We start from the raw sequence: 20,839 nt of genomic DNA, 5'->3' as shown, positions 1-20,839 counted from the left end.
ACCGAAGCAGACCACCGAACCGGGAGGACCGGATGACCACCGTGGAACCGACCCGCCGGGCCGCAGCGGACCTGACGGCCGCAGCGGACCTGACGGCCGCAGCGGACCTGACGGCCGCAGCGGACCTGACGGCCGCAGCGGACCTGACGGCCGCACCGGACCTGACGGCCGGACAGGTCATGGACCGCGTACGGGCATACGCCGCGGGCCTCCCGGCACGCGCGCCCGAGATCGAGCGGCTGGGCCGGCTCCCCGCCGACGTCCTCGACGGCCTGAAGGCCACGGGACTGCTGCGCGCGGCCCTGCCGCCCCGGCGAGGCGGGGTCGAGCTGACGGTGCCGCAGATCACGCGGGCCGTCGACCTGCTGGCCCGGGGGGACGGCTCGGTCGCCTGGTGCGCGGCCGTCGCGCTGAACGCCGCACTGGCCGCGGTCCACCTCCCCGACGAGGTGTTCACCGAACTGTTCCCCGACCCCGGCCTGGTCACCGCCACCGTGCTGCCGCCGGCCGGGCGGGCGGTCCGGCGGGGCGGCGACTACCTCCTGTCGGGCCGCTGGACCCAGGCCAGCGGGATCACCCACGCCGACCGGGTGCTGGCCGGCTTCCAGACCCCGGACGGCACCCCGAGGATCGCCGTCCTCGACGCCGCGCGGGTAGGGGTGACCGACACCTGGCACACCACAGGACTGCGCGGCACCGGCTCGCACGACATCGAGGCCGCCGACCTCCGCGTACCGCAGCGGCACACCTTCGCGCTCGTACCGTCCGGCACCCACGGGGAACCGCCCCGCCTGCGCGCCGACGGCCTCGCCCACAAGATGGCGGGCGTCCCGCTGGGCATCGGCAGGGCCGCACTGGACAGCGCCCGGGAACTCCTCGCCGCCCGGCGCCCCGCGCTGCCGCGGCCCGCCACCCCGGCCGACCTCGCGCGCGCCGAATCCCTGATCGGCGCGGCGGACGCGTACGTGTACTCCACCCAGGAGAAGGACCGGGCAGCACAGAGCACCGGCAGGGAACCCGAACGCGGCACGGCCGCGCTGGCCCGCCACTTCGCCCACCGCGCCTGCCGGGAGGCGGCCCAACTGCTGTACGACGCCGTGGGATCGGCCGCCGTCTACACCGAGCGCACCCCGCTCGACCGGTGCCTGCGCGACCTGATCACCGCAGGCCGCCACGTCGCCTCCGCGGAGAAGATCCTCGACGGCGTCGGCGACCTGCGCCTGGGCGGCGACCCCGTCTCACCCCACCTCTGACCCGGGCGGAAACCCATGCCGATCCAGGAACAACCATGACCGTGACCACGACGGTGACCGTGAGGGAGAACCCGGACGCGCCCTTCCCCCGGGCGGACACACCGGACGCCGGGCCCGGCGCCCGCCCGCTGCTCCGCCCGCTGCTTCCCCCCGCGGTGGCGGTCGTGGAGACCCACGGCGACGACGGCACCGCCCCGGCCTCGGCCTACCCCGAGGAACACCGGGTGGTGGAACGGGCGGTGGACCGCCGCCGCCACGAGTTCTTCGCCGTACGCGCCTGCGCCCGCCACGCCATGAAAACCCTCGGCACAGCACCCGCCCCCATCCTGCCGGACCACAACGGCGCCCCCCGATGGCCGGCCGGCCTCATCGGCAGCATGACCCACTGCGCCGGCTACCGCGCCGCCGCCCTGGCCCGCTCCGGCGGCCTGGCCTCGCTGGGCATCGACGCCGAACCCCACGGCCCGCTCCCGGACGGCGTCCTGCCCCACGTCGCCCTGCCCGCCGAGCGCGACCGCCTGACGGCCCTGGCCGCCCGGCACCCCGCCGTGCACTGGGACCGGCTGCTCTTCAGCGCGAAGGAGTCCGTCTACAAGGCCTGGTACCCCCTGACGGGAAGGTGGCTGGAGTTCGACCAGGCGGACATCGAGATCCACCCCCCGGCCGGCCCCGCCGAGCACGGCCGGTTCACGGCCGTGCTCCTCGTCCCGGGACCGGTCGTACGCGGCCGCCGCCTCCAGCGCTTCCAGGGCCGGTGGACGGTCCGGCACGGCCTGGCCGCCACCACGGTGACGGTCCCGGCCGACGCCCCCGCGGCCCCACGCCCCGCGGCGGCGCCCCCGACACGATGACCCCGACAGCGAGGTACCCCCCCCCATGAACCCCATGACCCCCGTCATCCCCGCCCCCGCCCCTCCCCGCACGGGACCGCCCACCAGCTGGCTCCCCGGCGGCCCGCCACCGCCCGGCAAAGTCCCCCTCTTCCTCCTGCCGCCGGCCGGCGGCTCCACCGCCATGTACCGGTCGGCCGCCTGGCGCGCGCTCCCCGCCCCCCTGGCCGCCTGCCCCGTCGAACCACCGGGCCACGGGCTGCGGATGGCGGAAGGGGACCCGCTCCACGACATCGACGCGCTGGTGGCACTGCTCGACGCCCACCTCCGCCCGCCGGACGACGCCCCCTGGGCCGTGCTCGGCCACAGCCTGGGCGCGCTGACCGCCGCGTCCTGGGCCCTGCGCGCCCAGCGCGCCGGCCACCCGCCCGTGGCCCTCTACCTCAGCGCCGCCACCCCGCCGTGGCTCCGGACCGACGCACGGAACCTGGCCGCCGCGGACGACGCCACGCTGTGGACCCGCCTGGCCGCGCTGGGCGGGATACCACCCCGGGTGGCCGCGTCCCCCACGGCCCGCCGGCTCCTCACCGACGTCATGCGCGCCGACGTGACAGCCGCGGCCTCCTGGCGCCCCGACCTCACCACCCGCCTCACCTGCCCCGTCATAGCCGTCGCCGCCACCGGAGACCCGGCAGTGGCCCCGGCGACCCGGCACGGCTGGAACCGCCTCACCACCGGCGCCTTCACCCCCCTGACCCTCCCCGGAGGACACTTCTACCGGGCAGGCCTGGCAGACCTGACCCCCGTCGTCGCCCGGACCTGGCCCCGGTGACAGGACCCCGCCGCGCAGGGGCGCACGACCCTCCGCCGGCCGGAGCCCGCCCCGCGCGGCCGGGCAGCGCTCTGGTTCCCGCCGCGGCGAGTCCCGCTCGCGACGGTGAGCGGGAACCCATGAGCAAAGGGGTCCCGACCCCAGTGACGACCAGTTCGCCGCCTTCTCCGACACTCCCCGCTCAATCAGCCCGTCCGGAACATGCCCGCCCTGCGTACCGTCGACGTACGCAAGACATGCACTCCGCGGCGCAAGGTGAGTGCCAGGAGGCGTCTCACACCCGAATCGTTCGACGCGCTGCTTGCGTCCCGCGCCATGCTTCCGCCGCCGACGGAGCACAAACGGCTGCGTACCGCACACGGCCTGACGATCGACGAGGCGGCCACCGCGCCGAAGACGCGCCAAGCCACGGTATCCGGGCGAGAGTCCGGCAAGACCGAGCCGCGCCCGCCGGAGCGTGACGCGTACGCGCGACCCCTGGACGGACTCGCCGAGCCGTACCCCGCCCCGGCGGACGTGCGCCCCGCGGCCACGGGGGAGCCGCCCCGGGGCCACGGCCACGACGACAGCCGAGCACACCCAGCCCCCGGCCGTCGTGAGCGGTCGCCTGCGGGGTGCTGGATGCCTGATCCGGCCAACCTGACGCGGTACAGGGGAGGACGGGCCGATTCCTTGCGTTGCCCGGATGGACATCGCCGGTGCGGGCTGGCCATGCTGACCACTCCGGCAAAAGCCTTGCCGAAGGGTTCACTGACAACCCATTACCGGCCTTGACGGTACGAGCGGGAGTGAGAGCGATGAACTCTGCACACCAGCACCGCGATCCCCCACACGAGCAGAACCCCGTCACCGGAGCGGACGAGCGCAGCCCCGAACTGCTCCTCGTCGACGCCGGGCCGGTGCGTGACGTCACCCTGGGGAACTGGTCGTTCGGGCACCCCGACGACACGCAGCACTGGACGCCGATCGACGACTGATGCGCTGGGCGGCCGGGTTCCGGGCAGGACCAGACACGAGCGGGACGCCGGTCCCGGCGCCCCTCGGCGGGGCTGAGATCCCCGGCTTCACCAAAGCGTGGACTGTCGGGCCGGTCGTGGTGCGTACGGCGGAAACCGACGGCCCCGGTCGCTCCCGGATCGCGGCCGTCGGCGACTGTCCGCCCAGCCGTGCCGAACTAGCCGCCACCCTCGACGCCATACGGGCCGGGCGACTGGACCGGCTGCCGGAGCGGTCCGGCTCCTGCCTGCTGCTGGCCGAGGCCGGTGACCGTACGGTGATCATCGGCGACCGCGCCGGTGTCTGGCCGGTTTTCTACCGCAGGGATCTCGACGGCGGAGTCTGGTGGTCGAACGCGGCCGCGCCGCTGGCGGCGCTCTCCGGCCCTCCGGTCCCCGACCTCCGCGCGCTGGCGGCCCGTACCGCTCTGCCCGGCGTTGCGCTCGACCCGCACAGCAGCCTGTTCCCGCAGGTCGCCCGGGTACCACCCGGCACGGCTCTGGTCTGCGGACCGAGACCGGCGTCTCTGGCCCTTAAACGCACCGCCCCCGCCCTTTGGAGCACGGAGCCCCTCTCCTTGTCCGAAGGGGCCGAACTCCTGCGCGCGCGGCTGACCGAGGCGGTCGCCCGCCGGGCGCGCCTCACCCAGATCCGTTCCGCCGACCTGTCCGGTGGGCTCGACTCCACGGTCCTCGCCCACCTCTCCACACGGGCGGGAAAGGCCCACGCCGTCACCTACACCGACGAGTGGCTGCTCAACGACGACCTTCCGCATGCGACGGCCGCCGCTGCCGGGATGCCGGGGACCGTCCACCACGTGGTGACGGGAGACCGCTCCACGCTCCACTACACCGGGCTGGTTTCGGACCACCTCGCCGTCCCCGTCTCAGACGCCCCGAGCCCTACCGTCGTGTTGTGGGCGATGAAGACGAAAGTGCTGGGCGCGATGGCCGCACAAGGCTCGCAAGGCCACTTCGTGGGCACCGGCGGAGACACCGTGCTCACCGCTTCCGGCGTCCTGACCGACGCCCTACGCGCCGGACGACACCGTCGGGCCGCCGCGACGGCCATGGCGGCGGCCCGCCTCACCCACACGTCCGCCTGGCACCTGTGGCGCGCAGCCCGGTCCAAAGCCGCGCTGACCTTGGCAGCCGAGGCGGAGCGCCTCGCAGGCCGGCTGCGCGGACCCGCGGCCCCCGACGTCGCGGCGGCCACCACGGGCCGCGAGACCGGGTGGGCTGGTGGCGCGGACGCCGCGTGGCTGCCGGCCCCGACGATCGCCGCCTGGATGCCCCGTCCGGCCCGTGACCTCCTGGCCGATCACATCACCGACACCTGCCAGGCCCGCGAACAGCCGACCGGCCTTGCCCGCTGGCGCGACGCGAACGGCCTGGCCGGGGTCGGCGACGACGTCGCCCAGTACGCACACCTGGCGGCGAGCCTCGGCATGCCCCTATGGGCCCCGTACCTGGACGACCAGGTGGTCGCGGCCTGCTTCGGTGTGCCACCCGAGGAACGGCATGTGCCCGGGGCGTACAAGCCGCTGCTGACCCGCGCCATGCACGGCGTCGTCGCCGACCAGATCCTGGCCCGCCGCACCAAGGGCACCTTCGCCGGTCCTGTCTACGCGGGCCTGGCCGAACATGCCGCCGAAATCGCCGAGCTGGTGGGACCCGGCTCCCGCCTCGCCCGCCTCGAGCTCCTCGACCCGACGCCCCTCGCCGCCGTACTACGACGGGCGGCACCCGGGCTCCCTCTGCCGCTCGGCGCGGTGCACAACCTCGTCGCGGTCGAGGTGTGGCTGCGACAGTTGGAGACTCGCAGCCGCTCGTCGTGGTGGAAGGAGAACTGATCCCGTGCCATGGGTCTTGCCGCGTACCGCGCACGTCGTCCACGACGACACCGCGGGCGCCGCCCTGCTCGACGAGCGCTCTGGACGTTGGTACCACCTGTCCCCACCCGCAGGCCGACTCCTCAAGACGATCCTCGCAGGTGCCGACCCGGGGGAGGCAGCGGCCGAGGCGGCCGTACCAGATGATCCCGGACGGTCCGCGCAGGCCTTCCTGGCCCTGTTCCACGACCTGCGGGCCGCAGGCCTCCTCATCCAGCGACCCGACGGTTCCCCGCACCACGGCCTGCCAGGCCCCGAAGCCACCAACAGACCCACCGGAAGGTCCCCGATGAGACGCGCCGGAAGACTCACCGCGAGATTCACGGAGAGACTCACCGGAAGGACCCGACGATGACCCTGCCCGTCGCCCTCCCCGCAGGCCCACGGCCCTCCCTCATCCAGCGACTCAGCGGAACCCTCGGCCTCGCCGCCGCCATCCTCCTGCTCAGACTTCCCCTGCGCCGCGTCACCGCCCTCGTGCGCCTGCTCCACTGCCTGCCCCTGAGAGAACCCGCGCCTGCCCGGGCCGAGCGCATCGTCCAGGCGGCCCGCTCGGCCGGCGCCTGGTGGCCCGGCCGCGCCGCCTGCCTGGAGACCTCACTCGCCGCGACCCTGGCCGCCGCCGCCCAGGGCCACCGCCTTTCTTGGTGCCTCGGCGTCCGCTTCCTCCCACCACCCCGCATCCACCACGCGTGGGTGGAGACCACGGCCGGTCCGGCCGGCGAACCCGAGACCGCACTTCCTCACGGCTGGCCCTACAAGACGGCCCTGCGCATCTGACCGAATCGCAGGACGATTCGGCCACGCCCTGCCACTCACACCCCCTCGTCCAGAGCCCACGGCCGGCCGAAGCACCAGCAACGATCCCTCACCGAGCGCCACCGACGAGAACCTGAACCACTCGCCCCCCAGAGAGCAGAAGCAGCCGCTGAAGCGAAGCGGCCGACGCCCCCAGTCCGCTCGAAGAGCGGGTGACACGGGCGCCGGCCCGCCAAGACACCCGCCGATCCAGAAACCCGCGAGGCTTGCCAGGAAACGCAGCGCCGCAGCGACGCGAAAGCAGTCCAACACAGCTTTCTCGTCCAGGGCGTGATCGCGACTGCCACACGGCCACACCGCTGCCCGCCCCGTGACTGTCGCACCGGAGTTCGCCGTGATCCGCGCCGACCACGTCGACAAGGCCCGCACCCCCGCCGATCCCGCCGACGCCCCCCGTCCCCGTCCCCGGACCACCCAGGACCGACAGCGACGAGGACCCCCGGACCGAAACGAAGCCACCACCGAACTCGGCCTCGCGCTGACCGGCGGAAGCGCCCACAGGAAACGCCCCGCCCTGACCGACAACCAAGTCGTCGCCGCCGACGCCGAGCACCGGCCCCGCGGCATCCTCCACACCTACCGAAACGCCAAAAACAGCCACCCCGCCACCGGAGGCCACCCCAAGAACACCGGCGACCAGCCCCCCCCGCGACCAACTCCCCGCACTCCGCGCCGCCAAACCGGGACCTGCCTGGCCACAGCCACGGCCGCCCTGCACGAAGCCGGCCCGCCGACCTCCTGGCCGCACTCACCACCTGATGGCCGACGGGGGAGTACCAGCGGAGATTCATCCTCTGGCCGTCAGCGGCGCAGCCCCAATGACCTGGTAGTCCACACTGACATGCCGCGATGCACCGGTGCCGACACGAGTGACGAATAACCACGTCATTCTCACGCCGTCCCTCACGCACCGCTGCGCCCACAGGCCAGAAGACAACACCTGCACGCCGAGCAGGACTGACTATGCTGCGGGGATGGATATTCCTTCGGCGGACGAAATCCGCGCGCTACACCTCAAGCACTCTCCCAGCGCTGAAGCTTTTGAACTTGTCTTCACACATTGTGAAATCGTCTGGAAGATAGCCGAGCAAATCATTTCCCTTTCAGACTGGGGTGTTGACCCGGAACTGGTACGCGCCGGGTGCCTGCTCCATGACATCGGGGTGTACCGCCTTTACAGCGCCGAAGGCCGCATCGACGGGCAGAACTACATCCGCCACGGACTCCTAGGGCATGAAATCCTGGAATCCGAAGGACTGCCGCAGGAGTTGTGCCGCTTCTGTTCGTGTCACACCGGGGTCGGACTGACCAAAGAAGACGTACTCACCCAGGGCCTCCCCCTGCCACCGGCTGACTACGTTGCAGCCACGCCGGAAGAGCGGCTGGTGATGTACGCAGATAAATTCCACAGCAAGTCCACACCGCCGAAGTTCGTCGCCCCGGACACCTACGCGGCATACGTAGGACGCTTCGGCCAGGACAAGGTCGAGGCATTCGGAGCACTGCGCGCCCAATTCGGCGACCCCGAACTGGGCAGCCTGGCTGCTTCGTACGGCCATCACCTGACCTGACACACAGCCGGCGCAGCGAGACTCAAGAACCCGGTGCGCGCCCACAACCAGGGCGCACCGAGCGCCCCCACGCCCAGCACACGGCAGTCCAAGCCCGGCTGCCTCCGAGGGCGCTGGAGTGATCGAAGACATCTGCACGGCGCGTTGAACGTGAGGACCTGCACGGCTGACACCACAAGGGGCAGGTCCCGGAAAAGGGGGAGAGGGAACGACCATGGCCGATCACCCCCTCCCCTCGTTGACGCCGGCCGGTCAGCCGATGGCACGGTTGGTTACCCCCGTGTCGCCGACCATGAAGCGGGCGCCATGCGCGGTGCGGCCGCCGGGCCAGAAACAGAGCCTTCCGCCGGATGCGGCTGCCCACATGCCGGGTACGGCATCGCCGTCGGCGTCGGGAGTGCCCATGAGCATGGGCACGGATCCCTTGTTCCACCCGCCTGCTCCCCAGACCCCATCCTGGCCGGTTTTGAAGTTCGCGGCTGCTCACAGGAAGGCGAGGCCGACCCCGCCGATCGTGCCGGGCTTGCCCTGCCGCAGGAGCAGACCGCGCCCGGTTCCTCGCTACGGAAGAGCAGGTCGGGGACGCCGTCTCCACTGATGCCGGCGACACTGACAAGGCCGCGGGCCGCCAGGGTGCGCTGGCGAGCACGCGAGCTTCGGTGAAGGAGACTCCGTTGTAGCCGGTGAAGGCCCACAGCTGATCGCCGACAGGGAACCGCTCCCCGTCCCCGCAGGAATGCTCCCCGCGCCCGCGGGGGATGGTCTCAACGAACGCGCTAAATATTGCTGGCAACGCGCTAAATATTGCCGGCCATGACGTTGGTGACGCTCACGTGGAGGCATGAGGCTGAAGGACGGTTTCCGGCAGCGATGCGAGGCCGGTGATAGTCGTGGCGGATGTTCCAGACCACGATTGCCCGGGCCCACTTTTCCTCGGAGGTCCACGGACGGATGTAGAACAGCTCTTCGGCGAGGATGCGCTGGTACCGCTCGACCTCGCTGTGGATGCCGTGGGCGGCGAAGAACGCGCGAGCACGACTGATGAACACCACGGTGGTAGCGGCCTTCTCGTCAGGTAGGTGCTCGGTGTAGGCCAGGCGGGACAACCCGTCCACGGCGGAGTGCAGGCAGCCGTACCCCCCTCGGCGCCGGCGGTCTTCACGCGCCGGGCCGCCTTGGCCTGCGCAGAGCATCGGCCACGGGCCCGCCCCCCACCGCCGTCGGGGATGCATCCGACCTTCTTGACGCCCAGGTGGACCATGTGACCCGGGCAGCGGGCCACGACCCGTCCCGGCGGGCGTCGGCAGGCAAACCCTTCGAGGGCGAGGAGACGGCGGTGGCTGATGCCCAGCCGCGCCGGCCACCGGCCCATGGTACGTTCGCCGATCCGCGCACCCCGGCCCGCGAGTTCGAGCGCGATCCTGCGGACGGTCCACTTGTTCTCCCGCCGCGGTCACTTGATCCGTTCGACGATCCCGGGCGGGGCCTGGGCAGGCGAGGAGCGCGGGACGCCGGGGCGGCCCAGCAGCCGGACTTGCCGTGCTTGCCGCACCGGTTCTTCCACTAGGACAGGCAAGCCCGGGAGATGCCGGCCTCGGCGGCGATGTGTGCGACCGGTCGGGCGCGGCAGCGTTCGACGAGCCTTCGGCGTCCCTCGACGGCCAAGAGGGCGTTCGCGTGCGTCACTGGAGCACCTCGCTGCTGCGACCGGCCGCGATCACACCGCGCAAGGGGAACGCGACGAGCAGCGAGACCAGGACGAGGAGTCCGCTGGCCCAGAGCGGCCCGAGGTTCCCGGCCGCCGTCCCGAGGGTCGTCGCGGCGATGAGGGGTCCGACGGCGGCGCCGACGTTGAGCGCGGCGGTCGCGTAGGAGCCGGCCATGGTGGGCGCTGCCGCCGCCTCGTAGAGGACCCGCGTGATCAGCGTGCTGCCCAGCGCGAACGACAGCGCGCCCTGGACGAACACGAGGGCGAGCAGCGCAACCGGCTTGTCGGCCAGGACGGCCAGGGCCGGCCAGCCGATGAGCAGCAGCGGACCGCCGACCGCAACGACCGGGCCGGGGTACTGGTCGGACAACCGACCGGCGACGGTGACCCCGGCGAAGGAACCGGCACCGAAGAGCACCAGGGCGACGGAGATCCACAGCTCGCCCAGCCCGGCGGTATCGGTCACGACGGGGGCGAGGAAGGTGAAGCCGGCGAAGGTCGCCGCGTTCACCATGGCGCCGAGCAGCAGGATCAGAAGCAACCGCGGCCTTTTGAGCTGTGCGAGTTCCGACCACAAGGCCGGCCCGTCAGCGGCAACCTTCTGCACACGTCGCACCGGGATCCCTTTGACGATGCCGATGACCGCGGGCAGACAGAGAGCGGCGACGGCCCAGAAAACGGCCCGCCAGCCGAGCAGTGCGCCGAGCACCGACCCCCCTGGGACACCCGCGACCGTGGCCACCGTGGTGCCCGACAGCAGCACAGCGAGCGCACGTCCCTTCCTGTCGGGCGAGACCAGCGTGGTGGCAGTCGTCAGCGCTACGGCGAGGAACCCCGCGTACGCGAGCGCCGCGACCACCCGCGTCGCCACCAGGACCGGGAAGCCCGAGGCGGCAGCACCCACGACGTGGGCCGCCAGGAACACGAGGACGAACCCCAGAAGACTGGACCGTCCGGGCCGGTTGCGGGCCAGCCCGGCCATGAGCGGGGCACCGACGACCATTCCGATCGCGAAAGCCGAGGTGAGCACACCTGCTGTCCCGACTGTCACGTCGAGGTCCGAGGCGATGTCCGGCAAGAGACCGGCGAGCATGAATTCCGAGGTGCCCATGGCGAAGACCGCCACGGCGAGCAGATACAACGGGACAGGCATCGAGTGACTCCGAGGTGAGGAGAAGCACGAGAAGGTCAACTCGTCACCGCGGTCAGCACCCAGGGGCGCACCCGTCCGGCCGCACAACGCGGCGAGACGGCAGGACTACGAACTCAGTGGTTCAGGGGGCTGACGGCGTGACCGAAAGCCCCCACCGTGTCTGACTCAGGACTCGACATGGCCCGCACGGTACCCGACCGATGCCCGTCGAGGCACACCGGTTTCACACCTGCCGGCATGTGTCCCCAACGTCATGACCCGCAACAGCCAAAGATGAGACGAAGCATGGCCGCTCCCCGCGCCCGCACGGGAACAGCCCCTCCACGGACCTCGCGGCCACCCACCGGGCTTCCTGCTCAGTTGCTCCATGGCCGCCGTTCGGAGCCGCTCAAGACTGCTCAAGAAGAACCGCTCCCCGCTCACAGAAGGGATGATCCCTCCTCCAGGGCGCCGCCGCACGGCCACCAGATGGCCGCCGATGTCGCCAACTACGCCACCGGCGGTGCGGTCATCATCCACTATCCGGTGCAGGACGACACCGGACGACACCGGACGACACCAGCCGAGACAGGCCGATACGCTCCAGGACACGTGCGGTCGGCCATCGCGGCCAGGTCCGGCTACCGGCGGACGCCGTTCGCGGTTGCCGGTTCATTGAGCATCAAAGGTGGGGCGATGTCCTGGCAAGATGTCACGGTGGTCGACGCGTGCGTGCGGCGCGACGGCCGGGGCGGCAGCCCCACGGCCGTCACCGACGACGACCCGGCGGCGACGGACACGGACCGGCGTGCGGTCGCTGCTGCGGCCGGCACCTCACACACGGCGTTCCTCGGCCCGAGGCGGACACCGGACGGTGGCTGGCCGGTCCGGTTCTTCACCGCCACCGCCGAACTGCCCGGCTGCGGCCACGGCACCGTCGCCGCCCAAGCCGTCCGATTGACCCGCACCGCACTGGACGAGCTGACCGACCGCCAACACACCGGCGGGCGCACGTTCGACACCACCGCGATCCGCCGCCCCACCGGCATCGAGGTGTGGTTCGACCAGGGCCTCGTCGCCCTGCGCCACCCGGCACCGAACGAGCACGCCGCGATCATCACCGCGCTCGGGCTCACCACCAACGACCTGCACCCGACCGACACGCCACGGATCGCCGCACCCGGCGCACCACGCATGCTCGTACCGGTCCACGACCGGTCGACCCTGCTCCAAGTCCACCCACACCTCGACAGACTGACAACAGCGTGCCGGCAGTACGGGCTCCTCGGCTGTTTCCTGTACGTACCGCCCGCGGGCGACCGACCAGGTGCGGCGCGGATGTTCGCCCCGGCGATCGGCGTCGACGAGGACATCGCCAACGCCAACAGCACCGGCTGCCTGGCCGCCCACCTCCTCGACACAACAGGGGCACAGACGATCACGATCGAGGTGGAGCAGGGCGACACCCTCGGCCGACCGGCCAGCGTGCTCGCTTCGGCCCAACGCGAACCAGCGGGCATCACGACCCGGGTCGGCGGGTTGGCGCTGGTCCGCGACGGACACCGAGGCGACGATTAGTACTCCAGCCGTAGATCATGATCTTCATGGTTGGAGAGCGGCTTGTCGTCGGTAGTGGCACTGGCGTGCATGGGCCTGGTGACGTCTTCGCCAGTGCGACCAGCGCAGTCGGTGTGCGAGGTCGTGAACGGGGCTGTTCAAGGCTGCGAACAGGTGCTGGATCTCGTTGCCGGTCAGAGGGATCAAGCCATTGGGGGCCGGCCGGTCGTGGCGTTCAGTGGCTGCGGTGACGGCGAGGAAGGCGTGGGCGAGCATCGCGAGGGTGACCCAGCGGTGCCAGGAGGTCCAGCGGCGGACCTGGTGCTCATCCAGGCCGGTCAGACCCTTGCTAGCCTGGAACGTCTCCTCGACCGTCCAGCGCCTACCGGCCACCCGTACCAGCTCGGACATTGACACCGGGTGTGGTGAGAAGCAGCGGTAGAACGCGAGTTCGCGGGTGCGATGGTTGCGGCGGACCAGCAGGCACCACTGGCCGAGCCGATCGGCCGGGTCGTGGACCTCGACCTGTGCCCAGTCGTAGTACCGCTCGCCCTTCGCACCCGCTCCAGCCGACAGCCGCTGCCAGGCCCGCTTCGGGATGCGCGCGGCCAGCGTCTTTGCCTGGAACTTCCCCGCGTGCGTGACGACGGGGTGAGTGCTGGAGACGGCCAGGACGTAGCCGGTCCGACGCTGTTCCAGAGCGGTCCGCAGGTGCGGATTATCGCCGTAGACCTCGTCTCCTGTGACCCAGCGTGCAGCTGTGCCCGCGTCCAGGGCTCGCTCGACCATTTGCGCGGCGAGTTGGGGCTTGGTCGCGAACGCCAAGCCGTCCGGGATACCCGCGCGCTGGCAGCGGTCCGGGTCCTCGGTCCACGAGCGGGGCACGTACAGGGCCCGGTCGATGGCAGTGTGTCCGCGGGCGGCGGAGTACACGAGGTAGACAGCGACCTGGGCGTTCTCGATACGGCCGGCCGTGCCGGTGTACTGACGCTGGACGCCGACGGTCGCCGTGCCCTTCTTCAGATCCCCCGTCTCGTCGACCACGAGCACTGTGTTCTCGTCGTGCAGGTGCTCGACGACGTAGGCGCGTATGTCGTCACGGACTGCGTCAGCGTCCCATTTCGCGCGGTGGAACAGGTGCTGCATGCCGTCCGGGGTGGCGTCACCCGCGTGCTCGGCCAGGGTCCAGCAGTTTTTCCGCGGCAGGTCCGACAGGAGCCCGGAGACCAGCCGCGTTACCCGGCGGCGGGGCTCAACTCGGGCGAACCGGGTCGCGATCCGGCTCATCAGAGCCTCGAATGCCTCCTGCCAGTGGGCAGGCACTACGCTGGCGGCCGAGGTCGCCGCGTGATCATTGGTTGTCCACACAACACCTAATGATCAACGGCGGCCTCACCTGTTCAGACGCCAGCGGAACCAGTAGCCCGTTCCTTCCACCCCGTGGCCAGCACCGGTATGCCGAAGCTCACCGGCAAGCCGACGCGCATCGTCAGGCGCCTGACGGTACTGCGCCAGCAGCGCGTCCAATTCGTCGTAGCGTGCGTTGATCCCGCCCTGGCCCAGATAGGCAGCCCCAGCCCCCTGGCGTTCGTTCCAGTCGATGTAGATTGCCCACTGCTCGCGTTCCAACTCCGCTGTGGCCGGGCTCGCAGGCCAGACGCGATACTCGTCAGCCTCGTCGCCGAGGTATTGGCCATAGCCGTCGAAGTAGTGGGGCTTCCCGTCGATGTCAACGAGGCCGACGCGCGGTCCGTCGTACCACTCCAACTCGACGATCACACGCCCGAAGCCGTCCGTGATCAACTGTGCTTCGTCCCAGGTCTCAGCCATACGCGCAGGCTACTGACGAGCGACCTTCACATCCATGATCAGGATCTACGGCTGGAGTATTAGACCGTCCTCAGCGTCACCTTGGCCGAACTGCACGCTGAGGCACCATTCCTGGAAAACAGTGCGCTGCCGCGGCCCACGAACGCGGGCCCGAGTATGCCGTGGCGAAGAAATGGCGCCTACCTGGAACCGGACTCGTACGAGGACCTGGAAATGACCCGCGCGGCACACGCCGAACCCAGGCTGCGAGCACCCTTCCCCTTCATCAGCCACGGCACCCTGATGTTCAGCAGATGCACCGGATGGTCGTTCTCACGCGATGCCCCGGCAATCCGCCCGCTCGCCAACGACCGTTACACGGTACTGCACCGCGGCGAGGAGCTCTCCAAGTCGCTTTCCTACACGCCACAGGAAGCAGCAACATTGGTCGTCTCCCGCCTGCAGGAGACCTGGGGTCCGGTGGCCGCCGGGACCGAGCACGATCTGCGTGACCGCGAGAGCCGGTGACCGCACGGGGCGCCTTCCCAACTGCCCCAGAACACCGCAGGCTGGGAAATCACCATGAGCGGCTCTGCCCACCCCCTGAGCAGGGGCAAGAAATCCAAAGAGCGGCATCACCCGCTTGTACGGGGATGGCTCTTACGGCAAAGGCCACGAGGACACATGGCTGTCTGCTCCCTGCTCGTGCGGGTGTGTTTGCGTTCCGGTCGCTTGGGTCACTGAACCTCTTTCATCCTGTGCTGGACGGTGAAATGAGCTGCTCAGCGGTGTGGTGACGAGGCAGGGCCCCTGGTCGTTGGCGTGGTGATCTCACTCAGCACACCGGCGACCGAAGGGGCCCTGTCGGTTCCGTATCCTGCCACGCTCGACGTCCCGCATGAGCTCGTCGAGCATGTCGCCTGGCTGCTGTACGAGCACCGCCAGACTTGCAACACCCGCTGGCGCAAGCTCGACTGCTTCGACCAGGCGCTGCTCACGCTGGTGCACCTACGGAAGAACGAGACGTTCTCGCAGCTCGGAGCGGGTTTCGGGATATCCCAGGCCGCCGCCTGACGGTACGTCGACGAGACCTTGGACATCCTGGCCGGCTGGGCGCCCGGCCTCCACGAAGCCCTCACCGGCCTCGGCGAAGGCGACCACGTCATCGTCGACGGCACCCTGATCCCCATCGACCGCATCGCCGCCGACGAGCCGTACTACTCCCAAAAGCACCGCAAGCACGGCATGACCGTGCAGGTCATCGCCCGTCCCGACGGCACACCGCTCTGGTTCTCCCGCGCGACACCCGGCCGCACCCACGACCTGACCGCGGCCCGCGCCCACGGCATCGTCCAGGCCTGCCTGACCCGACAGATCCTCGTCCTCGCGGACCGCGCCTACCAGGACGCCGGCGCCACCGTCCGCACCCCCTACTACCGACACCACGAACACCCCGAGTATTAGCAGCAGTTCAACCGGGACCATGCTCGGCTGAGAGCTCCGGGCGAACGCGCCTTCGCCCGACTCAAGTCCTGGCGGCTACTACGGCGGGCCAGATGCTCCACTCGCCGCATCGGCACCATCGTCCAAGCCGTCCACACCCTCCTGATCTGCAGCTATGCAGGATGAAAGAGACTCACTGCAGCCAATTTTGTGCACGCAGAGAACACTTCGACTTCGCTGCCAGACAAGCATCGTTTGTACGAACCTGTAACTTCTGCGTGCAGGAGCCCGTCTGCAAACGACGGTCCCGCGCACTGATTCAAAGGAGTTATTCATGAGTTCCCAGGCGAAGGCATTCGGTTTTGGTATGCCGTGGGAGTCGTTGTACGGGTACAGTCAGGCCACCCAGGTCGGTGACACGGTCTATGTGTCAGGGCAGCTGTCCCATGACCGTCACGGCAACTTCCTGGGCGCAGGCGACTTCGAACTGCAGGTCCGAACCACGCTGGAAAATCTGGACCTGGTGCTGAGGCAGTTCGGGGCCGAGCGTAGCCAGATAGTGGAAACCACGGTACTGGTGAGGAACCTGCGGGAGAACTTCGACACGACAGCACGCCTCCACGCCGAGTACTTCGGGGAGCACCGGCCCGCCAGCACGGTCATGGGCATTTCCGACTTGGCACTGCCGGACCAACTCGTTGAAATTGGCGCGCTCGTGCGTCTCGACGTGAAGCCATAGGCAGGAGGTTGGCCTGATTCCTTCACCGAGCCTCTTTCATCCTGCATAGCTGCAGGTCAGCAACGTGTGGACGGCTTGGACGATGGTGCCGATACGGCGGGTGGAGCATCGGGCCCGGCGGAGGATGCGCCAGGACTTCAGTTGCGCGAAGGCGCGTTCACCGGGTGCTCTGAGTCGGGCATGGTCGCGGTTGAACTGTTGGTAGTGCTCGGGCTGTTCGCGGTGGTTCTTGTACGGGGTGCGAACCGTAGCGCCGGCACCCTGGTAGGCGCGGTCCGCCAGGACGAGGATCTGTCGGGTCAGGCAGGCCTGGACGATGCCATGGGCGCGGGCCGCGGTCAGATCGTGGGTCCGGCCCGGCATTGCGCGGGAGAACCACAGCGGTGTGCCGTCGGGACGGGCGACGACCTGCACGGTCATGCCATGCCGGCGGTGCTTCATCGAGTAGTACGGCTCGTCCGCTTCGATCCGGTCGATAGGGATCAAAGTGCCGTCAACGATGACGTGGTCGCCTTCGCCGAGGCCGGTGAGGGCTTCGTGGAGGCCGGGCGCCCAGCCGGCCAGGATGTCCAAGGTCTCGTCGACGTACCGTCAGGCGGCGGCCTGGGATATCCCGAAACCCGCTCCGAGCTGCGAGAACGTCTCGTTCTTCCGTAGGTGCACCAGCGTGAGCAGCGCCTGGTCGAAGCAGTCGAGCTTGCGCCAGCGGGTGTTGCAAGTCTGGCGGTGCTCGTACAGCAGCCAGGCGACATGCTCGACGAGCTCATGCGGGACGTCGAGCGTGGCAGGATACGGAACCGACAGGGCCCCTTCGGTCGCCGGTGTGCTGAGTGAGATCACCACGCCAACGACCAGGGGCCCTGCCTCGTCACCACACCGCTGGCCAGCTCATTTCACCCTTCAGCCCAGGATGAAAGAGGCTCACTGTGCGGTGTGGGTGTGGCGGGTATCGACCGGTGTGGGGATTGTGTCCGCAGTTTATTTACCACCGGGCTTTCCACAGCCGCTTCGCGCACTGTGCGGGGAGCGGCCTGGCCGTGGTTTTCTGCGGTGGGACCATGGCGCCGGCCGCTGTCCCCCACTGCGTGCGGGAGGTTGTCCTGGTCGCACGGTCGGTCCATTGCAGCGGTGCCAGGTCCTGATTGCTCCTCGTTCCTGCCGGGATGCCCTCGTGGGCACCCCGCGCCTGCGTTGGTGACCACGCTGGCCTTGTGAGGGTGGTCCCGTCTCGCGCCGTACCGCTTTGGTTCGTCCAGTAGCCCCTGCACTGACCGCTCGCCGTCGGTACGGGGGCTACCGGGGATGGTTATGGCGGCGAGGACCTGAATGGCTGATACGGTTTCCGCATATGCGGGTCATGCATAGCGTATGCGATTTCCGCATGCAGGGTGGTTTTCGAGGCCGCGCTGTTGTGCCGTCGGGGGCATGGCGGCTGTCTGCAGTTTTCTGTGAGCGGATGAGAGCCGTGCCCGTTCCCAGCCCCCCATCTCCGTTTTCTTCCGTGCCCTGGTGCCTGGTCAGCATGTTTCTGTGGCCTTGCTGGCTGTGGTGCCGGGCTGGCGGATGCCATAGCCGCCGGACTGGCCCCGCCTGCCTTTCCTTGCGGCCTGCCTGTCGGATCCGGAGCTGATTGCGGGCTTGATACGAGAGTGTCGGAGGGCCTGCTGTTCCCGTGCAGGCAGGCCAGGCCGTTGGTGAGGGTGCTGGATCGGTGAGGCAGTATCCGCATATGGGGTGATGCATGCCGTATGCGTTTTCCATATACGGCATGGGGTTCCGGGTCCGGGCCCCGGGCTTGCCCTGCCCGGGGACGGGTGCGTCTGTCTGCCGCGCCCAGGCCGACAGGGGAGGGCCGCAGGCAGACTCTCGTTCCTCCCACCCCCTCCTCCAAGCTCCAGACAGCCTGTTCCGAGGCCTGCGCGGCCGACGTCGCCCGATCGGCGGGCTCGATGGCTGCGGTGGTGCCCTTCCCCGGGTGCCCCTGCGCCCCTGCCATCTCTTTCTGACACCGGCTGGGCCTGCGGGGGCCCGGCGAGAGGGGAAAAAACCGTCCCGCTCATGCGCCTGGGGTGTGGTGAGCAGGGGGATCTGAGAGCCTCTCAGGCCCTTTTCCCAGATGGACCGATGGACCGATGGACTGAGAGCTGTGAGAGATGGACTCACCACGGCTCTTTGGCCGTGATGGCGGAATGAGCAGCCCCCTCTCCGACAGCCAGTCACGCGACGCGCGGATACCCGGCCCGACAACAGCCCCCGCTGCCGCGCCCTGCTCTTTCGGCGTGCGAGCGATTCCGGTGCCTGTGGCGACCGTGACCCCGTGCCGGCCCGGCGATGCGGCGACGGTGGTCCTGAGCGTCTCCTCTCGGGGTGGGGCAGGTGTGTAGCGGTTCGTCTTATGCGTTTTCTGCATGGGGTATTGGTGTGGTGTCAGGAGGCGTTCGCTGTCGGGGTTTTGTGTTTTCGTCATGTGCATTCAGGGTTAGGGTAATTGGTGGGTGCGCCCCCCGGGCTCGGGACGCTGGTGTGAGAGGTAGGGCCGATTTCGCTGTCACGCTGCGGTATTCATACAGGTGGAGCACTGACACGAAACCGAGAGATCGCAGCTGAGAAGTCAGGTTGTGGGCCAGCGGCCGGCCCGCTCCTAGCGTCCCGCCGCCGACCGTCCGGTGTTCACCGAGGACGGCAGGGCCTACCACGGCACCGTTGGCTTTGATTACGCCTACTACCCGGTCAGCGTGAGGCTTTGTAGCCTGTGCAGGCCCGGCGGCTTCCGGCCGGGTTCCGGCGATCACGGGGGAACTGAAATCATGTCGGATCTCGAACGGGCAGCCGCGGAGCTCTTGCGTCGGCAGCGGGAGTTGAGCGCGAAGGAGACAGCCGCCGCCGAGGCGGCCGAGCAGGCTCATGCCAGAGACCAGCAGCTCCTGCGCGAACGCGCCAAGGAGTTCTTCGCGTTCGCCCGCCGCCACGGTGCACCCCTGCTACGTCGGTACATCTTCATAGACGGGGGCCAGGAGTCCCCGCACCGGCACGAGCGGACGAACGACCTGTGTGTTGTGGCGCAGGCCTGGAGCGACGGCATCAATTCGTTCGACACTCCAAGGTGGGCCGTCAGTGAGGACGGCACGGTGTACCCGTACGTGTTGGAGGTGCCCTACGGGCAGCCGAAGAGTGTCCGCGACGAGCGCTACTTCAGGCAGCACTCGTCGTACGCCGACCAGCTGGCCTACCTCAGCCTCTCGGATGACTTCGCGCCGGCAGCGGCGGCGCTGCTGGAGTCCTTGCCGCTCCCCGGCGGATTGCGGACTGGAGTCCAGGACGGTGGCTGGATCGGCTACCGTCGGGGCTGAGCCCCAGCGGAGGCCCGCTTCCGCCGACGTGTCCTGTCAGCGCCGGTCTGGGCCGAGCGCGGCGAGCTGGTGGAGCTACTCGGCGGTCGCCAGCATCAGCTCCGGCCAGGGCCTGCCGTCTGGAGCCGTGCCCCGCATCCGCCCGCCGGGCCGACGTACTGAGGTACGCGTACACCCGATGCTCTAGCTGACCCAGATGCACAACGCCCCCCGCTTCGTCCGGAGCGGGGGGCGTTGTGCATTACCACGTAGTCCAATCAAGGGCCGTATGCAGATCCTGAATTGGTTGTCTGCATTCTGTTTCTGCATACGGTTTTTGGTGGTGATTCAGGCACAGTGAGGGGGAGGGGTTTTGCGGTTCCGTCATGAGGATTTGCGTCGGGGCTTTCTGTTGGTGTTTCAGTTTGCGGTTTCCGCATTTCCCCATGAATGGGCGGTGCCTTTCCGGACGGCCGAGCATCCCTACCCTTCTTGCTGACGATCTTTATATGGTTTAGACCACCTATAGCCGGGTATGCTCCTAGTGTGGCACGGAGAGTGATCACCCTTCCGGGTGGTTGCGGGGCTGGACAGGCTCTCTCGATCCCTGCAATCTGTTACCAGATAGAGGATTCCGCGGGTGATTGAGGAGTCGCCGGCCCCGCAGGGGACGGAGGCGAAACCCACCACCCAGACCGGTACCACCCCGCAGGATCAGGCTTCTGACCAGCGGAAACGCTCGCCGCAGGCGAGCGAGACCCAACCGCCGGCCCCCACCCGGGGCCCGCAGGCCCGGTCTGACCGGGCCGCCCCGCAGTCACCGAAGGTGACTGCCTTCCGGGCTCACTCCGCCCGGCGCCGCGCAGCGGCGCAGTCCCCCTTGGAGTGACGCAGTCACTCCGCGTCGTGTCTCCGCAGGAGACCGCGCGC

General features: G+C 69.6%; 15 protein-coding genes and 3 pseudogenes. 12 read left to right on the top strand and 6 right to left on the bottom strand.

Annotation, left to right across the window (positions count from 1 at the left end):
- Window positions 1-32 precede the first annotated feature (32 nt).
- The 7 genes from ACFYUS_RS34160 (at window position 33) to ACFYUS_RS34130 (ending at window position 8,192) form a co-directional block, all read left to right on the top strand.
- Window positions 33-1,253 (top strand): acyl-CoA dehydrogenase family protein, encoded by a 1,221-nt coding sequence (locus tag ACFYUS_RS34160; RefSeq protein ID WP_388861209.1) that lies wholly within the window; start codon window positions 33-35, stop codon window positions 1,251-1,253.
- 128 nt (window positions 1,254-1,381) lie between these two features.
- Complete coding sequence (locus ACFYUS_RS34155) at window positions 1,382-2,104, top strand: 4'-phosphopantetheinyl transferase (protein ID WP_388861440.1); 723 nt, start codon at window positions 1,382-1,384, stop codon at window positions 2,102-2,104.
- 25 nt (window positions 2,105-2,129) lie between these two features.
- Window positions 2,130-2,915 (top strand): thioesterase II family protein, encoded by a 786-nt coding sequence (locus tag ACFYUS_RS34150; protein WP_388861206.1) that lies wholly within the window; start codon window positions 2,130-2,132, stop codon window positions 2,913-2,915.
- A 797-nt stretch (window positions 2,916-3,712) separates the two neighbouring features.
- Complete coding sequence (locus ACFYUS_RS34145) at window positions 3,713-3,892, top strand: hypothetical protein (protein ID WP_388861203.1); 180 nt, start codon at window positions 3,713-3,715, stop codon at window positions 3,890-3,892.
- Between the two features lie 119 nt (window positions 3,893-4,011).
- A complete protein-coding gene (locus ACFYUS_RS34140; protein ID WP_388861200.1) occupies window positions 4,012-5,763 on the top strand; it encodes an asparagine synthase-related protein in 1,752 nt (583 codons plus the stop codon).
- 390 nt (window positions 5,764-6,153) lie between these two features.
- Window positions 6,154-6,582: a lasso peptide biosynthesis B2 protein gene (locus tag ACFYUS_RS34135; RefSeq protein ID WP_388861198.1), complete on the top strand. Its 429-nt coding sequence runs from the start codon at window positions 6,154-6,156 to the stop codon at window positions 6,580-6,582.
- A gap of 1,013 nt (window positions 6,583-7,595) precedes the next feature.
- Window positions 7,596-8,192 carry an HDIG domain-containing metalloprotein gene (locus ACFYUS_RS34130; RefSeq protein WP_388861195.1) on the top strand — a complete coding sequence of 199 codons (597 nt, stop codon included), beginning with the start codon at window positions 7,596-7,598 and terminating at the stop codon, window positions 8,190-8,192.
- A gap of 252 nt (window positions 8,193-8,444) precedes the next feature.
- On the opposite strand, the gene ACFYUS_RS34125 is transcribed toward ACFYUS_RS34130, so the two are convergent.
- From ACFYUS_RS34125 to ACFYUS_RS34115, 3 genes and pseudogenes are all read right to left on the bottom strand, one after another.
- A complete protein-coding gene (locus ACFYUS_RS34125; RefSeq protein ID WP_388861192.1) occupies window positions 8,445-8,603 on the bottom strand; it encodes a hypothetical protein in 159 nt (52 codons plus the stop codon).
- 386 nt (window positions 8,604-8,989) lie between these two features.
- Window positions 8,990-9,878, bottom strand: a pseudogene (locus ACFYUS_RS34120) (IS481 family transposase).
- Entirely contained in the window at window positions 9,875-11,053 is a 1,179-nt protein-coding gene (locus ACFYUS_RS34115; RefSeq protein WP_388861189.1) for a Cmx/CmrA family chloramphenicol efflux MFS transporter, read from the bottom strand. The pseudogene ACFYUS_RS34120 and the gene ACFYUS_RS34115 overlap by 4 nt, the downstream one beginning before the upstream one ends.
- A 675-nt stretch (window positions 11,054-11,728) precedes the next feature.
- Here ACFYUS_RS34115 and ACFYUS_RS34110 point away from each other — a divergent pair.
- The gene (locus ACFYUS_RS34110) at window positions 11,729-12,610 is read left to right on the top strand and encodes a PhzF family phenazine biosynthesis protein (RefSeq protein WP_388861186.1); all 882 of its coding nucleotides are present in this window, start codon (window positions 11,729-11,731) and stop codon (window positions 12,608-12,610) included.
- Between the two features lie 24 nt (window positions 12,611-12,634).
- On the opposite strand, the gene ACFYUS_RS34105 is transcribed toward ACFYUS_RS34110, so the two are convergent.
- A complete protein-coding gene (locus tag ACFYUS_RS34105) occupies window positions 12,635-13,876 on the bottom strand; it encodes an IS701 family transposase (protein ID WP_388861183.1) in 1,242 nt (413 codons plus the stop codon).
- A 105-nt stretch (window positions 13,877-13,981) separates the two neighbouring features.
- Window positions 13,982-14,419 (bottom strand): hypothetical protein, encoded by a 438-nt coding sequence (locus ACFYUS_RS34100; RefSeq protein ID WP_388861180.1) that lies wholly within the window; start codon window positions 14,417-14,419, stop codon window positions 13,982-13,984.
- A gap of 81 nt (window positions 14,420-14,500) precedes the next feature.
- Here ACFYUS_RS34100 and ACFYUS_RS34095 point away from each other — a divergent pair, with 81 nt between their 5' ends.
- From ACFYUS_RS34095 to ACFYUS_RS34085, 3 genes and pseudogenes are all read left to right on the top strand, one after another.
- Window positions 14,501-14,926, top strand: coding sequence for a DUF6193 family natural product biosynthesis protein (locus ACFYUS_RS34095; RefSeq protein WP_388861177.1), 426 nt, complete (start codon window positions 14,501-14,503; stop codon window positions 14,924-14,926).
- 294 nt (window positions 14,927-15,220) lie between these two features.
- A pseudogene (locus ACFYUS_RS34090) lies at window positions 15,221-16,027 on the top strand (transposase family protein).
- A gap of 148 nt (window positions 16,028-16,175) precedes the next feature.
- The gene (locus tag ACFYUS_RS34085; protein WP_382858412.1) at window positions 16,176-16,580 is read left to right on the top strand and encodes a RidA family protein; all 405 of its coding nucleotides are present in this window, start codon (window positions 16,176-16,178) and stop codon (window positions 16,578-16,580) included.
- A gap of 36 nt (window positions 16,581-16,616) precedes the next feature.
- On the opposite strand, the pseudogene ACFYUS_RS34080 reads toward ACFYUS_RS34085, so the two are convergent.
- A pseudogene (locus ACFYUS_RS34080) lies at window positions 16,617-17,423 on the bottom strand (transposase family protein).
- Between the two features lie 1,823 nt (window positions 17,424-19,246).
- On the opposite strand from ACFYUS_RS34080, the gene ACFYUS_RS34075 reads away from it, so the two are divergent.
- Window positions 19,247-19,930 (top strand): hypothetical protein, encoded by a 684-nt coding sequence (locus ACFYUS_RS34075; protein WP_388861174.1) that lies wholly within the window; start codon window positions 19,247-19,249, stop codon window positions 19,928-19,930.
- The last annotated feature ends 909 nt before the right edge of the window (window positions 19,931-20,839 follow it).

This window comes from Streptomyces sp. NPDC004284 (assembly GCF_042874035.1).
In the GTDB taxonomy this organism is placed as follows: domain Bacteria; phylum Actinomycetota; class Actinomycetes; order Streptomycetales; family Streptomycetaceae; genus Streptomyces.
Note: the sequence above shows the minus strand (reverse complement) of the source record. Positions and strands in the feature narration are given on the sequence as shown.

Coding starts and splice junctions, on each gene's coding strand:
- ACFYUS_RS34145 (WP_388861203.1), top strand. CDS start 3,713: ATGAACTCTGCACACCAGCACCGCGATCCCCCACACGAGCAGAACCCC.
- ACFYUS_RS34150 (WP_388861206.1), top strand. CDS start 2,130: ATGAACCCCATGACCCCCGTCATCCCCGCCCCCGCCCCTCCCCGCACG.
- ACFYUS_RS34125 (WP_388861192.1), bottom strand. CDS start 8,603: ATGCTCATGGGCACTCCCGACGCCGACGGCGATGCCGTACCCGGCATG.
- ACFYUS_RS34105 (WP_388861183.1), bottom strand. CDS start 13,876: ATGAGCCGGATCGCGACCCGGTTCGCCCGAGTTGAGCCCCGCCGCCGG.
- ACFYUS_RS34110 (WP_388861186.1), top strand. CDS start 11,729: ATGTCCTGGCAAGATGTCACGGTGGTCGACGCGTGCGTGCGGCGCGAC.
- ACFYUS_RS34115 (WP_388861189.1), bottom strand. CDS start 11,053: ATGCCTGTCCCGTTGTATCTGCTCGCCGTGGCGGTCTTCGCCATGGGC.
- ACFYUS_RS34100 (WP_388861180.1), bottom strand. CDS start 14,419: ATGGCTGAGACCTGGGACGAAGCACAGTTGATCACGGACGGCTTCGGG.
- ACFYUS_RS34085 (WP_382858412.1), top strand. CDS start 16,176: ATGAGTTCCCAGGCGAAGGCATTCGGTTTTGGTATGCCGTGGGAGTCG.
- ACFYUS_RS34130 (WP_388861195.1), top strand. CDS start 7,596: ATGGATATTCCTTCGGCGGACGAAATCCGCGCGCTACACCTCAAGCAC.
- ACFYUS_RS34160 (WP_388861209.1), top strand. CDS start 33: ATGACCACCGTGGAACCGACCCGCCGGGCCGCAGCGGACCTGACGGCC.
- ACFYUS_RS34135 (WP_388861198.1), top strand. CDS start 6,154: ATGACCCTGCCCGTCGCCCTCCCCGCAGGCCCACGGCCCTCCCTCATC.